This window comes from Vibrio sp. QJM3NY_39, from assembly GCF_057785895.1.
This window is the reverse complement of the sequence record NZ_CM173506.1, coordinates 112,694-129,530: the sequence shown is the minus strand read 5'-3', so window position 1 is coordinate 129,530 and position 16,837 is coordinate 112,694. Positions and strand designations below refer to the sequence as shown.

Annotated in this window: 14 protein-coding genes; 10 read left to right on the top strand and 4 right to left on the bottom strand. The window is 44.9% G+C overall.

The window, feature by feature from the left end:
- The first annotated feature begins 314 nt into the window (after positions 1–314).
- Positions 315–713 (top strand): OsmC family protein, encoded by a 399-nt coding sequence (locus tag AC3CHU_RS16630; protein ID WP_488525962.1) that lies wholly within the window; start codon positions 315–317, stop codon positions 711–713.
- Between the two features lie 158 nt (positions 714–871).
- Here AC3CHU_RS16630 and AC3CHU_RS16625 read toward each other — a convergent pair whose 3' ends face one another.
- From AC3CHU_RS16625 to phnW, 4 genes are all read right to left on the bottom strand, one after another.
- Positions 872–1,942 (bottom strand): OmpA family protein, encoded by a 1,071-nt coding sequence (locus tag AC3CHU_RS16625; protein WP_488525961.1) that lies wholly within the window; start codon positions 1,940–1,942, stop codon positions 872–874.
- 337 nt (positions 1,943–2,279) lie between these two features.
- On the bottom strand, positions 2,280–3,098 hold the full coding sequence (gene phnX, locus AC3CHU_RS16620; RefSeq protein WP_488525960.1) for a phosphonoacetaldehyde hydrolase: 819 nt from the start codon (positions 3,096–3,098) through the stop codon (positions 2,280–2,282).
- Positions 3,099–3,212: 114 nt separating this feature from the next.
- A complete protein-coding gene (locus AC3CHU_RS16615) occupies positions 3,213–4,652 on the bottom strand; it encodes an aspartate aminotransferase family protein (RefSeq protein WP_488525959.1) in 1,440 nt (479 codons plus the stop codon).
- On the bottom strand, positions 4,652–5,755 hold the full coding sequence (gene phnW / locus AC3CHU_RS16610; RefSeq protein WP_488525958.1) for a 2-aminoethylphosphonate--pyruvate transaminase: 1,104 nt from the start codon (positions 5,753–5,755) through the stop codon (positions 4,652–4,654). The genes AC3CHU_RS16615 and phnW overlap by 1 nt, the downstream gene beginning before the upstream one ends.
- 368 nt (positions 5,756–6,123) lie before the next feature.
- Here phnW and AC3CHU_RS16605 point away from each other — a divergent pair, with 368 nt between their 5' ends.
- The 9 genes from AC3CHU_RS16605 to AC3CHU_RS16565 all read left to right on the top strand — a co-directional run bounded on the left by AC3CHU_RS16605 (position 6,124) and on the right by AC3CHU_RS16565 (position 16,776).
- Positions 6,124–7,134: a putative 2-aminoethylphosphonate ABC transporter substrate-binding protein gene (locus AC3CHU_RS16605; protein ID WP_488525957.1), complete on the top strand. Its 1,011-nt coding sequence runs from the start codon at positions 6,124–6,126 to the stop codon at positions 7,132–7,134.
- A gap of 184 nt (positions 7,135–7,318) precedes the next feature.
- Positions 7,319–8,740, top strand: coding sequence for an FAD-dependent oxidoreductase (locus tag AC3CHU_RS16600; RefSeq protein ID WP_488525956.1), 1,422 nt, complete (start codon positions 7,319–7,321; stop codon positions 8,738–8,740).
- A gap of 227 nt (positions 8,741–8,967) precedes the next feature.
- A complete protein-coding gene (locus AC3CHU_RS16595) occupies positions 8,968–10,077 on the top strand; it encodes a putative 2-aminoethylphosphonate ABC transporter ATP-binding protein (RefSeq protein ID WP_488525955.1) in 1,110 nt (369 codons plus the stop codon).
- 21 nt (positions 10,078–10,098) lie between these two features.
- Positions 10,099–11,808 carry a putative 2-aminoethylphosphonate ABC transporter permease subunit gene (locus AC3CHU_RS16590; protein WP_488525954.1) on the top strand — a complete coding sequence of 570 codons (1,710 nt, stop codon included), beginning with the start codon at positions 10,099–10,101 and terminating at the stop codon, positions 11,806–11,808.
- Positions 11,809–11,876: 68 nt separating this feature from the next.
- Complete coding sequence (phnR, locus tag AC3CHU_RS16585; RefSeq protein WP_488525953.1) at positions 11,877–12,581, top strand: phosphonate utilization transcriptional regulator PhnR; 705 nt, start codon at positions 11,877–11,879, stop codon at positions 12,579–12,581.
- A 137-nt stretch (positions 12,582–12,718) separates the two neighbouring features.
- Positions 12,719–13,621 (top strand): EamA family transporter, encoded by a 903-nt coding sequence (locus AC3CHU_RS16580; RefSeq protein WP_488525952.1) that lies wholly within the window; start codon positions 12,719–12,721, stop codon positions 13,619–13,621.
- A gap of 200 nt (positions 13,622–13,821) precedes the next feature.
- A complete protein-coding gene (locus AC3CHU_RS16575; protein WP_009845626.1) occupies positions 13,822–14,838 on the top strand; it encodes a TRAP transporter substrate-binding protein in 1,017 nt (338 codons plus the stop codon).
- Positions 14,839–14,903: 65 nt separating this feature from the next.
- Positions 14,904–15,461 (top strand): TRAP transporter small permease subunit, encoded by a 558-nt coding sequence (locus AC3CHU_RS16570; RefSeq protein WP_065205906.1) that lies wholly within the window; start codon positions 14,904–14,906, stop codon positions 15,459–15,461.
- Positions 15,454–16,776, top strand: a complete 1,323-nt coding sequence (locus AC3CHU_RS16565; protein WP_010428786.1) for a TRAP transporter large permease — start codon at positions 15,454–15,456, stop codon at positions 16,774–16,776. The genes AC3CHU_RS16570 and AC3CHU_RS16565 overlap by 8 nt, the downstream gene beginning before the upstream one ends.
- Positions 16,777–16,837: the final 61 nt, after the last annotated feature.

The following is a 16,837-nucleotide window of genomic DNA, read 5'->3' as shown; positions in this document are numbered from 1 at the left end:
AGAGACAGGTTTTAGATGGAAAAAATTGCATTATTTACAAAAAAATATGTCATTGAGAAAATCTTGCTCATAAATGCTGCCAGTAGTAGGGTGTAAGCATTGATATAAAATAATACCAATCACAGTAAGTAAGTGATCATAAATAGCGCAGGAAAAAAACTCGAGAACAATGCGGAATTTTCCGATAAGTAGTTATTCTACAATCAAAAATTCTAACGAAGTTATCGAGATTTTTAACAAGCTAGGATGACCAGTTATTTACTACGATTGGTATACCAAATAATGATGACGTTTTCGTACATCTAAGGAACAACATGCAAGCAGAAGTTAAATGGGTCGAAGGCTTTAAATTCCTAGGTCACTCTCAATCAGGCCATTCTATTGTTATGGATGGAAGCGGCGGAGCTACAGCGCCAAGCCCTATGGAGATGGTGCTCATGGCCGCTGGTGGTTGTAGCTCTGTTGATGTAGTGGACGGTTTGAAATCTGCGGGTCAAAGCATCACTGGTTGTAATGCAAAGCTAGAAACGACACGTCGTGAAACAGCGCCGAAAATCTTTACTGTGATTAATATTCACTTTGAAGTGTCTGGTGACAACCTTGATCCTGAGCTGATTGCTAAGGTGTGTGCGGATTCATTAGAAAAATACTGTTCTGTATGTCTAATGCTGGGTGCTGGCGTAGAGATGACCCACAGTTGGGAAATCGTCTAGTCTTCTGATAGTACAGCTTGGCGGTAGGCTGATTTTTGCGGCTTACGGCTTACGGCTTATGGACAAAGATAGATCCAGAAAAGGGCGGAGTACTTGAAAGTGCTCCGCCCTTATTATTTCAGTTATTGTCGAGAGATCTTAGTTACTGTAGATAGCTTTTATTGAGCAGTTTCTACGATAACTTCTTCAACTTGTACTTCTTGCTGGTATTCAAAACCAGGAATAGTTGCGTCAACACGACGGTTTTGAGCACGGCCTTCTGCAGTATCGTTTGTTGCAATAGGGTTCTCTTCACCTTCACCAGACGCTGAAATGCGGTCTGCTTCAATGCCTTGCTCTTCGATGTATGCTGCTACAGCTGCTGCACGCTTCTTAGAGATCATCATGTTGTATTCAGCTGCGCCTGTCGAGTCTGTGTGACCAACAACATCAACTGACGATTGAGGGTGAGCTTTAAGTACTTCAACTAATGGCATTAGCGCAATTTTACCATCTGTAGACAGTTCAGTGCTGTTAGTCGCGAACATTTCTTGAGAGTAGCTCTCTGTTTGCGCTTTAGTCACAACAACGGTTGTCTTCTCTTCAACAACAACTGCTGGCTCTGTGATTGGCTCAGATGGCGCTTGTGTTACTGCTACCGCAGAAGCTGTAGCAGCAGCCGCTGATGCTGTTGTGTTACCTGTACCGAAGTTGTAGCTAACACCAACAGACAGTAGATTTGAGTTTAGATCTTGAACGAAGTTGTCGTCGAAATCATCAAAGTATTGATATTCAGCACGCACTGCCCAATTAGAAGACAGTTGCTTCTCAACACCGATGCCAGCAGAAAGAACAACGTCATCTTCACCACCGTGTGAAATGTAAGCAGGACCTGCTTTGAAGAATACGTCAAACTCTTGTTTTACTGGTAGGCGGTACATTGGCGTTAGTGAGATAGCGATGATAGGGTCGCTAAACTGACTTGTAACACCGTTCTTAGTGAAGCTAGTTTTGTAGTCACCTAAGAAGTCAGAACTTAACTCAATGCCAAGTCTGTCGGTGAAGTTATAGCCAGAGTATATACCAGCACCAATTGCATCATCATCACATTTAGCACCGCTTACACATGCACTGTCTAGCCAGCCCATGCCTACTTTTGCACCAACGTAAGTGGTTGCAGCAATAGAAGGAGCTGCTGCTAGGCCTGAAGCCGCAACAATAGCACACATGATTTTTGACAGTCTTTTCATAATCTTATCCTTGGATTAACTCTTATTGTTATCTGAACCTGCCAGAAAAACGATTACTTATTGGGGTATGACACTGCTTACAATAAGTAAATCAAGGCGTTGGATCAGCTGGATCTATTTTTTACTTAGTACTTATATTGTTAATCTGATTGCGTATCGCAGTCAATGAAATTGTTAAAAATTATATATTTAAGGTGCTATTTACTGTTTTATTTGTCAATAATATGTTGTCTTAAATGTTGGAATCGGATGAACCTCGTATCACCGACGTAGTTTTACAAGGTTTTGGTGTTGTTTTTTTATACAGAGTGCGGATTTGTTGAGCTGGCTTATAGGTTTATGGGCGCTCACCTGCAATTAAACGTTTTTCAATATCGGCAATGACACCTGGCAGATCTGCAATAGTATCGATCAAATAGTGTGGGTTTGATTTGTTTAGCTTAACGCTTGCTTTTTCACGTGCAGCTGCAAGTGTTGCCTCGTCTGCATCTAAATATTCTTGATACGTTAAGCCTGCTTCGTTCCCCGATAATACAAGTCCAACTGTCCACATGCCTGCGTTGTGGCCTTCATCGATCCCCGGTGCTGCGTCGTCTACTTTTACACACGCAGCAACGCTAGTTACACCTAGGTCGATTACGTTTTTCAGTGCCATAAATGGAGCAGGGCGACCACCTTGAGGTAAGTCATCGGTCGCTACCACGTTATTTGGTCGGTAACCGTAATCTGCAGCAGCAGGAATTAAAACATCCATCACTTCACGTGGGTAACCTGAACAAGATCCGATCTTCACGTTCTTCTCTTTTAGGTTATTGACCACTTCTATCGCATTCAAAATAGGTGCTGCGTGATCGGCTACTTTTGCTTTTTGAAGAGGCATGAATGCCGCGTAGATCGCGTCAACGTCTTCACTTGTCATCGAACGTCCAAACTGAGCCTTCCAACGAGCGTCAACAGCCGGAATTCGACCTACTGCTTGGATGTGGTCCCATTTGCCGATCCCCATAGGTTCACGCGCTTCTGCTAAGTCGATGTCAAAGTCGAAACCTTGCTTGAATGCTTCTACAAAAATACTGGTTGGAGCAAACGATCCAAAATCAACGATAGTGCCAGCCCAGTCAAAGATAACCGCTTGGATAGGTGATGTTGTGTTCATAGTCGTGTCCTATTTCTGTTCTCTCCCAGATCAGGTTGTTCTGGGAGATGAATGATTGTTTTAAGTTATTGATTTATTGAGATTATTTCTTAAATGTATGATTTAAAAGGTGGTTTAAAGGTACTCAAAGTCTTTACAGACTTTTGCTATCGCTTTTTCGAATACAGACAGAGCGACTTCTAGTTCGCTGCGGCTGATGAGCAATGGTGGGCTCAACTGGATCACGTTACCTTGTGACACCTTAAAGCTCAGGCCATCGTTCAGGCATTGGTAGAGCATTGCTTCTGCTTCATCGAAAGCTCGGGTTTTGGTGATATGGTCGGTGACCAATTCCACCCCCCAGAGCAGGCCGATGCCGCGAACGTCACCAATGACAGGGTACTTCTCTTTCATTTGAAGCAGTTGTTCACGCACAAATACGCTGTCTGCTTGCACTTTTTCAAGTAGGTTTTCTTGCTCAATCACTTCCATAGTCGCGAGTGCTGCTGCGCAGCCAATAGGGCTTTTCTCATGGGTATAGTGACCAAGAGATACCTGCGCTGCCGTGTTGTATTTGTCTTTGGTGACCATGGCCGCAATTGGTACTAAACCGCCGCCAAAACCTTTACCGATACAAAGGATGTCAGGTTCGATATCAAACGCTTGGTGAGTGAACCATTCCCCGCTACGACCCATGCCGTTTGGAATGTCGTCGATGATCAACATGACGTTGTGCTTGTCGCAGATCTCACGGATGCGCTTCCAGTAAGCCTTACTTGGCACTTGAACATCGGTATTACGAACAGCTTCGGCAATGAAAGCGCCAATGCCACCTTCTTTTTCAATCACGTACTCAAGGTAATCTGCATAGTGCACATCACGTGCGGTCTCGTTCGCATCGCCGGAGTTTTGCCCGCGAAGCGATAAAGAGTCATTGAGCGGGAAAGCACCACGATAAGAAACCGCTGGTGGAATACGTTCTACACCAGCCATTAACGGCCCCATACCCTCGCGGAAACAAGCTTCGCCACCGACTGAAATTGCATCCAGTGACGCGCCATGAAATGAGTCCCACAATGACACTACTTTGAAATTATTAGTGACATGTCGAGCAAGTTTTAGCGCCATGCCGATCACTGATGTGCCACCGGGAGCAAACAACACGCGATTCAAATCACCACCGCAGATCTGTGTGAGTTTCTCAGCACACTGAATGGCCGTCTCATTGGTAAAGCGACGCGGTGAAAACGGCAATGATGCCATTTGTTGAGTCACTTTATTAATGATGTGTGGGTGGCCATAACCTAGCTGGTGAACATTATTCCCGTGAAAGTCCATATACTTCTTGCCAGTCGCATCTTGAATGTAGATGCCTTCGGCTGCTTCAAGTGTGTCTAGGCAAGGCGTTGACATCGCTTGATGAAGAAATACGTCAGAGTCACGTTTCAACATCACTTGTGTCGCATCATCGTTTAGCGATTCGTTCCATTTCTCACGCGCTGGCGTGGTGTTCACATCGCCTTCGCTTCGAAAGTGCGTCGCCTTCAGAACTGGCTCTTGATTGGTCGTCGTCATTATTTGATGTCCCAGTACATAGCGTTTTTCACTGCGCCAATGAGGGCTTCAATGTCTGACGGGTAAACTTCACCGATGTTACCGATGCGGAAGCAGTCTGCGTTTGAAACCTTGCCCGGGTAGATCACAAACCCTTGCTCTTTCAAACGGTCATAGAATTCCTTGAACTGGTAATCGCTATGAGTTGGAGAGTAGAAAGAGGTGATGATAGGTGAGTGAAGGTCATCGTTAAGCAGTGGTTCAAAACCAAGAGAGCGCATGCCAGCAACCAATGTGGTTTGGTTGGTTTGGTAGCGATTGTGACGAGCTTCAATGCCGCCTTCTTGTTCCAATTCAAGCAGGGCTTGGTAGAACGCACGCACCGTGTGAGTCGGGGAGGTGAAGCGCCATTTACCATGGTTGCTTTCCATGCAGTGCCATTGGTCAAACAAATCAAGGCTTAATGAGCGAGCTTGGTCTTTACACTTCTCGAGATCTGATTGCTTAGCAATAACAAAGCCGAATCCAGGTACACCTTGAATGCACTTGTTTGGTGAGCTGATCATGTAGTCGATGCCTAAGTCAGCAATATCCATAGGGATACCGCCAAAGCTCGACATAGCATCAAGAATGACGGTTTTGTTGTGCTGTTTTGCCAATTTGGCAATCTCTTCAATTGGATTCAGCATGCCAGTGGTGGTTTCACAGTGGACAATCGCCACGTGAGTAATGTCCGAATCCATGGCCAATGCCTCTTCCATTTCGTTCAGGTCAGGCTGTGATGTTTCACCTGGGGAAACGACGTGGCATGGAATGTTTAAATATTCTGCGATTTGAGCAATACGAGCACCATACGCACCGTTATCAACAACAAGAAGCTTACCGTTGTTAGAGATAACACTACCAATCGTTGCTTCAACTGAAGCGGTACCGCTGCCTTGCATTAATACGCTCGTGTAACCCGGCTGCTTAGTGGCTAAAGTCACTAGCTTGCTACGAATCACTTCAACAACGTCTTTGTTGTATTCATCATCCCAAGTACACCAGTCTTTTAGCATCGCTTGGCGAACGGTTTCAGAAGTAGATAGAGGACCTGGTGTCAGCAGTAAGTATTCGTTTCTCATGTTTAATTCTCGTGATTTTTATTTTGGACTATACCAATATTTGCAGTTACTTTAACAACCAATTTAAACGGTCGTAAATAGCCCAAACGTCATTTTCACAAAAGCTTCATATTTAAAATTGGCCAATTGTCTTGAGATATCCTCCGATCTTTAAACTGCCATTTTTTGTTCATTTAATCGTCATAAAAGCCAGTTAGCTTAATACTCTAAATCTGGTACATACCAAATTAAAGGGTGTGTGCTAACAACCTAAATGAATTTATGGATATAGGTGCCTCCTAATGAGGCTTCTAGCTTTGACAACCTTCACCTTGGCAATTTTTAATTTTGGCAACTTCTCACTTTAGAGTTGAGCCTGACTGGAGAAAATGATGAAAAACCGTTTTATGAAAGGATCACTTGCAGCATTAGTTACTCTATTAGCTGGTAATGCTTATGCAGCACAGGAAGTGACGGTTTACACCGCTTTTGAAACTGACATTTTAGCGAAATACAAAAACGCATTTGAAAGTGAAAACCCAGACATCAACATCAAATGGGTTCGTGATTCAACTGGGATCATGACGGCAAAATTATTGGCTGAGAAAAACAATCCTCGTGCAGAAGTAGTTTGGGGACTTGCGGGTTCTTCTATGGCTCTGCTTAAAGAAGAGGACATTCTGAAACCTTATACGCCTCAAGGTGTAGAAGCGTTACGCGCTAACCTTAACGATCCACAATCTACTCAAGCTTGGTACGGCAATGATGCATTCTTTAATGCCGTTTGCTTTAACGAAATAGTTGCTAAGCAACTTAACTTACCGGCACCTAAATCTTGGGATGACCTAACCAAGCCTATCTACAAAGGCCACATTGCGATGCCAAACCCAGCGTCTTCTGGTACGGGCTACATGCAGGTTTCAGCTTGGTTACAAAACATGGGTGAAGACCAAGGTTGGAACTACATGCAGAAGCTAGACCAAAACATTGCTCACTATACACACTCAGGTTCGAAGCCATGTGTTCAAGCCGGTATGGGTGAAGTGGCTATCGGTATTTCTATGGCGAGCCGCGGTGCGAAGCTAAAAACTCAAGGTGCGCCACTTTCTGTGATTACACCTGAAGGTATCGGTTGGGAATCTGAAGCGGTAGGCCTTGTTAAGCCTTCTGATGCAGCACAACGTGTTATCGATTGGTCTATTTCTAAAGCGGCAAACGAGCTTTACATCGAAATGTACCCAGTTGTTGGTCACCAAGATATGACAGGCAAAGCAGAGAACTTCCCTAATGTAGAAAAGAACATGGCAAAAATGGACTTCGCTCGCATGGGCAGTGAACGTGCAGATGTTCTGAAAACATGGTCTGAGAAGTTTGACGCTAAATCAGAGCCAAAATCTTAATCGACTGAGATCTTTAGTCTATTAGCTACTTGGTTCATTAACTACTGAGCTTATTAGACACATAGTTTATTAAGCACATAGTCCATTAGATATGCAGCTCATTAGAAGTTAAGAATCAGTAAAGGAAGGCTTCGGTCTTCCTTTTTTAGTTTTACGCCTTTAGGTTTTTAGTAAGGTACAACAAATGAAAAAGCACTACTCATATTGGTTCAAGCAAGCATTGGAACAGGAATTTGGCAGCATCAACGCGGGGCTAGAATCCGCTAAACCGCTTCAAAAAGACGTTAACTGTGATATCGCTATTGTAGGCGGTGGTTACACCGGTTTATGGACGGCGATTTTAATCAAACAACAACAGCCTCAAAAGCACGTTGTGGTGATTGAAAAAGGCTTGTGTGGTAGCGGTGCTTCTGGTGCGAACGGCGGATGTATGTTGACGTGGTCAACGAAGTATCCAACGCTGAAGAAGCTCTACGGCAAACAACAAGCAAAATGGTTGGTTAAGGAATCGGAAAAGGTTATATACGAGATTGAAGCCTTCTGTAACGAATACAAGATTGACGCGCATCTATATCGAAGCGGAACTTACTACACGGCGACCAATGAAGCTCAAAAGGGTGGAATGGAGCCTGTCGTTAACGAACTGGTTAAGCAGGGCATTAATAGCTGGAAGAAATGCGACAATTCTTTGGCTGGTAAAGCGGGATCTGATCGCCACATTGAGGGTTATTACTCAGAAGCTGCTGGTAGTGTGCAGCCAGCGTTACTAGCTAGAGGTTTACGTCGAGTGGCTCTCGATTTTGGTGTCGAAATTTACGAAAATACAGAGATGGCTTCTCTTGATTACGGCTCCCCAGCTCGTATCCAAACTAAGGGCGGGGCTGTGTTTGCAGACAAAGTGATCTTAGCGCTCAATGCATGGATGCTCGATCACTTTAAAGAGTTCAAGCGCAGCATAGTGGTTGTCTCGTCTGATATGGTGGTGACCAAGCCTATTCCAGAAAAGCTCAAGCTGTTTGGCCCAGAGAAAGGGGCGGCGGTGGTGGATTCGCGTATTTTTGTCCACTACTACCGTGACACCCAAGATGGACGACTCATGTTGGGCAAAGGCGGCAATAAATTCTCGTTTGCCAATCAAGTTGAAAGCATGTTTAACCAAACGACCAACTACCTGCCGATTCTCAATCAATCGTTTCAAAAACTGTTTCCTAAATTGGAACAAAGTGAATTCGATTACAACTGGTCAGGAGGCTCAGATCGTTCGGTCACCGGTCTGCCATTTTTCGGTAATCTAAAAGGCCAAAGCAATATCTATTATGGGCTTGGTTACTCAGGTAATGGTGTGGCTCAAACCCGTATGGGCGGGAAGATTTTGTCAGCCATGGTACTCGATATCGACAATGCTTGGACACGAAGCGGTTTAACCAAAGGCCCGCTAGGACACTTCCCGCCAGAGCCATTCCGTTGGGTAGGTGCGATGATAGTGCGTGATGCGGTACGAAGAAAAGAGAACGCGGAAGATTCGGGTAGCACGCCATTGTGGCTAGATAAACAGTTATCCAAACTCGCAGGTGCGGCGGGCAAAGCCGACAAGGTTGAATCATAGATTAATCTAGCGTTTAAATTAGAAGTTTACATTTAGGCTCTCAGTGACTTTTTGGTTCGTCATTGAGGGCTTTCAACGTTGAACTAACTTTTAAAGCTGAACAAATAGCAATCTTTAATGCTTATTATATCTGCAATATAACTGTCATTTAGCTTCTATAAATTTGTCACTCAACTGCAATATTCTCAGTTTAAATTTGGTATATACCATATAGAGAGTGCTGTAGTATGAGCAACCAAACTTATTTGAATATTGAAAACGTTGTAAAGCAATTTGGCCAATTTACAGCGTTAAAAGACATCTCCCTATCGATAGATAAAGGCGAGTTCGTCTGCTTCCTTGGCCCATCTGGCTGTGGAAAAACCACCTTATTACGTGCGATTGCAGGTCTAGACTTGCCAACTTCAGGTTCTATTGAGCAGAACGGTAATGATACGACCTTCTTGCCACCAGAAAAGCGCGACTTTGGCATCGTGTTCCAATCTTACGCTTTGTTTCCAAATCTCACTGTGGAAGAAAACATTGCGATTGGTCTAAAAAACCAAGGCATGTCGACTAAAGAAGCCCTTGAGACTGTTGAGTCTTGGTTAGAGACCATCGGTTTACCAACTTCTGGTCAAAAGTATCCGAATCAACTGTCTGGCGGACAACAGCAGCGTGTTGCTTTGGCTCGCGCATTGGCCTTGTCTCCAGGTTTGTTGCTACTTGATGAACCGCTGTCTGCGTTAGATGCGAAGGTAAGAACACACTTGCGTGACGAGATCTGCCAACTGCAACGCAAGCTGGGTATTACCACAATTATGGTGACGCACGACCAAGATGAAGCTTTAACCATGGCCGACCGAATTGTGGTGATGAACCATGGTGTCATTGAGCAAGTAGGTGCCCCACAAGAGATCTACCAAAAACCAGTCAGCCGTTTTGTCGCTGAGTTTGTTGGCAGCATGAACTTCATTCAAGCTTCTGTCGCAGCGCAAGGTAAGATGCGTATTGCTGAGTCAATGCTACCGTTACCTCGCTTAGATAATCTCACGCCAAATCTAGGTGAGGTTTTTGATATTGCCGTTCGTCCAGAGCAAATCCAATTTGTTGATCGTTTTAGTGAATCCTTACCCGTGAGAATCGTATCAAGCGAATTCTTGGGGGCGTTTTATCGTGTTGAGTGTCAATTGCAACATGACTCAACGGCGAAAGAGATCATCGTTGATGTATTAGTTAAAGAGTTCAATCGATTGAAACTGCGTCGCAGCGATATTCGTTACGTAGCATTTGATCAAGAAGGCCTTAGAGCTTACTCATCGAAAAGCCTACAAGTGATGAAAGAAGAGGCGGCGTAAATAATCATGGAATCGACTCAAATGATGCAATCTAAGCTGCTAGTTCAACGACGAGTACAGCCTTTTCTGGCTCGGTTAAGCAAAGACAACGTAATTCTATTTGGGCTGTTGGCCTTTTTATCTGTGGTCATGACGTTGTTTATCCTGATGCCACTGTGGGCAATGTTGAAAAAAAGCGTTCAGAATGCAGACGGAGAATTTGTAGGATTACAGAATTTCGCAACGTATTTTGCTTCTCAAAGCCTGTGGCAGTCGGTAGGCAATACGTTCACGCTTGGGTTGTTAGTGACCGTTGTCGTGGGTGTATTAGCGTTTGGTTATGCCTATGCGTTGACTCGTTCATGTATGCCTTTCAAGGGGCTTTTTCAGGTGTTGGGTTCAGCGCCGATTCTAGCTCCGTCGTTGCTTCCTGCGATCAGTTTGATCTTCTTATTTGGTAACCAAGGTATTGCCAAAGAAGTATTAGGGGGAAATTCGGTCTATGGTTTGATTGGCATATCATTGGGCTTGATATTCTGGACGTTTCCACATGCCTTAATGATTTTAACTACTTCATTGAGAACCTCTGACGCTCGTCTTTATGAAGCGGCACGAGCCTTAAATACTTCACCTTTGAAAACCTTTTTCATGGTGACGCTACCTGCGGCAAAGTATGGTTTGATCAGCACTCTGATCGTTGTATTTACGCTGGTGGTTTGTGACTTTGGTGTACCAAAGGTGATTGGTGGCAGTTATAACGTTCTATCGACTGACATCTTTAAACAAGTAGTAGGGCAACAGAATTTCTCTATGGGTGCAGTGACCAGTATTTTGTTGCTATTGCCTGCACTGCTTGCGTTTACCGTTGACCGCTGGGTTCAGAAGAAACAGAAGAGCTTGTTTGATACTCGATCTGTCGCGTACCAACCTGAACCAAACACTCTACGTGATGGCGTGTGTTTGCTCTATTGCACCATCATCTCTGCTGCAGTTGTTATCGTGCTAGGCATGGCGATATACGGTTCTATGGTCACGTTCTGGCCTTGGAACAAAGCACTCACCTTGAATAACTACAACTTCGCAGAAATGAGTACTTATGGTTGGACGCCGTTCTTCAACTCTCTAACGCTCGGCGCTTGGACTGCTATTATCGGTACAGTGCTGATTTTCTTGGGTGCTTATTGCATTGAGAAAGGCAGAGCATTTGGTCCTGTTCGTCAAGCAATGCAAATGCTCAGTGTTGTGCCGATGGCGGTTCCGGGCATGGTGTTGGGTTTGGGGTACATTTTCTACTTTAATGACTTGAGCAACCCACTTAACTTTTTGTATGGCACGATGGCGTTCTTGGTAATCAACACCGTGGTTCACTACTACACGGTAGGGCACATGACGGCATTAACCGCATTAAAACAGCTGCCTGAGGAGATAGAAGCGACGGCGGCCTCGGTGAACTTACCGCAATACAAGCTGTTCTTTAAGGTGACGGTGCCTGTTTGTCTGCCTGCGATTTTAGATATTGCGACATACCTGTTTATTAATGCACTTACCACGACATCTGCGGTAGTATTCTTGTATTCTACCGATACGATACCTGCGTCAGTTTCAGTACTGAATATGGACGATGCGGGACAAACCGGTGCAGCAGCAGCCATGGCCGTTATGATCATGATATCGGCGGCAAGTGCGAAGTTGATTCATATGCTAATCAACAAGTTATTTGAGAAGCGCACTCAAGCTTGGCGCAAACGCTAGCGAACCATTTTATATTGCAGTTGGCCAAGGAGTGGCTGACGACAAGAACAAAAATAAAAGGAAATGAAGTGCAGTACGTAAAAATCAAAGACGTCATCGTAGAGCAGATAGAGTCGGGCATGTTAACGCCACGACAGAAGCTGCCAGCGGAGCGCAAACTGGCTGAATCGTTTGATACAACTCGAGTAACGTTGCGTGAAGCGCTGTCTTCACTTGAAGCGGAAGGGCGTATTTATCGAGAAGACCGCCGTGGTTGGTTTATCTCTCCTGATCCGCTTCGTTACGATCCTACGCAAACGTTGAACTTCACTAACATGGCTTTGTCTCAGAACCGTAAGCCGAAAACAGAGTTGGTGTCGGCGAAAGGGATGTTAGCAACCAAGGAAGCGACAAAGCTTCTTAATCTTCAACCGTTCTCAGATGTTTATCGAGTGGACAGAGTTCGCTACCTTGAAGACAGGCCGGTTGTGTATGTGACGAACTACATTCGACCTGAGCTGTTTCCTAACTTGCTTGACTACGACTTGTCTAAGTCGTTGACGGACATTTACCGCGAGCACTTTGGCGTGGTTTATCAGAAGATCCGTTACCGAGTAAGCACAACGTCTTTACTGGGCGAAACGGCGCAAGCCCTGCGTGCGACTTCGGGTTCTCCGGCGATGGTTGTTGAGCGTGTTAACTACAATCAAAACGGTGATTTGATTGACTGCGATATTGAATATTGGCGTCACGACGCGATCAGTATTGAGTCGATCGCGCAGTTAGAGCGCTAGTCATACGTTATAACGTTGGCATACCTGCAATTATGCAGGATTGCCCAATTGAAACGCTCAAAGGTCTCTTATTCGGAGGCCTTTTTTATCACCTGTTGTCAGCCGTTGTGCTAATTCATCAATAATTTAGGAATGAAATGGAATTCTCTGCGATTGTAATCGTGATCATTTCGGCTTTGCTTCACGCGGGTTGGAACGTTCTAGGTAAATCTAATCAAGGCTCGGGCTCGTCTTTCTTCTTAGCCTCTGGGGTTGCTGCCGCAGCGATACTGACGCCATATTTGATTTGGTATGTTCACAGTGTAGGGCTATCAAATATCTTACTTCCATTCTGGCAACTGGTTTTCTTGAGTGGGATCTGTCAAATCATCTATTTGATTGGGTTAGGCGCGGCCTATAAACAAGCTGATATCTGTGTGATTTACCCAATGGCACGGGCACTGCCTGTGTTGATGGTGGGTTTAGGCACGGTGTTGATAGGCTATGAATTGTCGGCGAATCAATGGATTGGGTTCACTTTAATAACATTAGGCTGCTTGTTTGTACCACTTAAGCAGTTTTCAGATCTTAGGTTAAAAGCGTATCTCAACCTTGGCGTACTGTGGGCGTTGATCGCGGCCATTGGTACCACGGGCTATTCCATCATTGATAAAGAAGCGCTTTTGTTACTCGATCCTTTGAGCACACCAGTTATAACTAACAAGCACACCGCGATTTTCTATCTAGGCATTCAGTTTTGGGCGATTGTGATTCCACTGAGCCTGTGGCTGCTCGTGTCGAATCAAAAAATCGAATTTCATAATGCTTGGTTATTGCGTAAAAGAGCAACACTTGCTGGCATCATGATGGCTTCGACTTATGGCTTGGTGCTGTTTGCGATGACCATGACTGAAAATGTCAGCTTGGTTGTCGCTCTAAGGCAAGTAAGCATCATCTTCGGCGTAGTGATGGGGATCTACTTTTTAAAGGAAAAGTGGCACGCCACTCGCGGTGTAGGCGTCGTTTTTATCATTGCAGGTTTAGTTATCTCACTGACTTAAAAAGAAATTAAATCCTACCTCCAACCTATAATGTGACTTTTTAGTCACATTTTTCTTATTGATAGCAAACGTTTTACTAATGTTAAAGATGTGATCCTTCTCATAGACAAGGCTGTAAAGTTACCGGTAACATTCACTCCAACGTTACCGGTAACATATAATAACAAGCCGGACTCTGTGAAACTCATAAGGATACCCAAATGAAAGCTCTGACTAAAACGCTGATTGCTGCCTCCCTCACTGGTCTATTTGCTACTTCAGCAATGGCTGCAGACTTTAAACTTAAAATTCAATCTTCAGACCCATCTGGTGACTTGAACTTCAAAGTTCAGCAGAAGTGGGCCGAGCGCGTAGAAACGATGTCTAACGGACGTATCGATATCGATCTACTGCCTGTAGGCGCTGTGGTTAAGCACACAGAAACGCTAGGCGCGATCAAAATGGGTATCTTAGATGGCCACATCACAGCAACAGGTTACTTCTCTGGTAAAGATCCAGCATTCGGCCTAATTGGTAACATGGTTGGTGCATGGTCGGACACAACGCAACTGCTTCAGTACATGAACTACGGCGGCGGTAACGAGCTAATGACTGAACTGTACAAGCCTTACGGGGTTCAGTTCGTCGGAGCATCTACAACGGGTGTTGAGTCTTTCATCTCCAAAAAACCAATCGATGGTGTTGCGGATCTTAAAGGCCTGAAATTACGTGCGCCTGAGGGCCTAGTTCAACAAGTATTTGCAGCGGCGGGTGCGACTCCAGTAAACCTACCGGGTTCTGAAGTATTTACCGGTCTAAGTAAAGGCGTAATTGATGCCGCGGACTACACGGTATTTTCTACCAACCAAAAAGCGGGCATGAACGACATTGCAACACATCCAGTTCAACCGGGTTTCCACTCATTGCCGCTTATCGATATCTCTATTTCTCAGAAGAAATGGGACAAGATGCCAGCTGATCTACAAACAATGCTGCAAACATCAGTGCGTGACTTCTCTTACGACATGACGACTCAGCTGAAAATGGCTGACCAGGCTGCGCTTAAAGAAGCTCAAGCGAACCCAGAAATCACTATCCACGACTGGTCTCAAGAAGAGCGTAAGAAGTTCCGTGAAATCGCGAAAGGCCAATGGAAAGTATTTGCAGAGCGTTCTGATAATGCAGGGAAAGTTTACACCTCAGTGACTGTGTTCCTAGAAGAAAACGGCTTACTGTAATTTAAACTTAGTTTACTGACGGGGGAGGGCATTGCTCTCCCGTATTCTCCCAGGATATTTGGCCCATGACAGACAAAACTCCCCATGCCCCAGCTGAAAACGACGAGCAACCAAGAAATGTGCTTGATCGTTTTGTTATAAAGTTCAGTAATCTCGTGAGCTGGTTTTTTATTTTTACTGTATTGATTTCATTTTATGAAGTTGTGATGCGTTACGCATTCGATGCCCCGACCACATGGGTACATGAAACAGCTTCTTTCATCGGCGGTTCTTTATTCATTATTGGTGGTATCTACGCGTTTGCTGCGAATAAGCACGTGCGTGTGGTTCTTATTTACGACTCAGTGTCTAACCAAGCACGCAAGTATCTTAATCTTGTTCACCACATTGTGGGTTTAGCCTTTGCTGGCATGCTCGCTTATGCGGCTTACTTCACCGCAGAAGAAGCATGGTTTGCACCATGGGGTGAATTCCGCCTTGAAACATCAGGTTCAGTGTTAAACGCGCCTTATCCTGCGCTGCTGAAAGGCCTGATTTTTGTCGTTTTGTGTGTTCTTGTTGTCCAGTTTGTATTGCACCTAATCCAAGAGTTGATGGGTCTAAGGAAGAATGACGATGTTTGATTTATCTTCTATTGGTATCGCATGGGGCAGCTTGCTCATGCTGGTTATGATGATTGGCTTGCTACTGACCGGTATGCAGCTAGCGTTCGTAACAGGCTTTGTCGCGATTTTCTTCACTCTATGCTGGTTTGGCCCTGATGCCTTACCTTTGATCGCAAGCCGTACCTACAGTTTTGCTTCTGGTTATGTGTTCTTAGCAGTCCCGATGTTCGTGTTGATGGCCGCTTTGTTAGACCGTTCGGGCATTGCTCGCGATTTGTTTGATGCAATGAAATCTGTCGGCCGTAAAGTTCGTGGTGGTGTGGCAGTACAAACCTTATTAGTCGCGGTTCTATTGGCTTCGATGTCAGGCGTTATCGGTGGTGAAACGGTACTACTGGGTATTCTTGCACTGCCACAAATGCTTCGCTTAGGTTACGACCGTAAGCTTGCTATCGGTACAACCTGTGCAGGTGGCGCACTTGGTACTATGCTTCCGCCAAGTATCGTACTGATCATCTACGGTATGACAGCCAGCGTATCGATTGGAGACCTGTTCAAAGCGTCTTTCTTGCCAGCGTTTATTCTTGCGGGCTGTTACATCGGCTACGTGTTGATTCGCTGTAAGCTGAACCCTTCTCTTGCGCCAATTCCAAGCGATGATGAGACAGAAGAAGACATCGCCAATCAGCCAAGCTACTTCAAAGCTCTGTTCTTCCCATTGCTTTCTGTCGCAACGGTTTTGGGGAGTATCTACACAGGTATCGCATCAGTAACAGAAGCGTCTGCTTTGGGTGTGGTTGGTATCATGATCAGTGCGTTAATCCGTGGTGAACTGAACTTCAGCATGTTGAAAGAGAGTGCCATCGCAACCATGCGTACCTGCGGCATGATCATGTGGATTGGTATCGGTGCAAGCGCATTGGTTGGGATCTACAACCTGATGGGCGGCATTGATTTTGTTGAAGAAACTATTCTTGCGCTCAGTGGCGGTAATGCGACAGTAACGCTATTAATCATGATGGCTATCTTGTTGGTACTAGGCATGTTCCTTGACTGGGTAGGTGTAGCACTTCTAACAATGCCAATCTTCGTTCCAATCATCACTGGCCTTGGTTTTGACCCAGTATGGTTCGGCGTTGTGTTCTGCCTAAACATGCAGGTGTCGTTCTTGTCACCACCGTTTGGTCCCGCCGCTTTCTACTTGAAATCAGTAGCACCAAAAGACATCAGCTTAGGTGAGATTTTCTCTTCACTACTGCCGTTCATTGCACTTCAAGTATTGGTTCTGGCATTGGTTATTATCTTTCCTCAGCTCGCGCTTTGGTGGCAATAACAGCGAAGGTTCCTGAGTGAGTTTAACGTTCAGGAACCTATCAACAGCAACACAAGTTTAA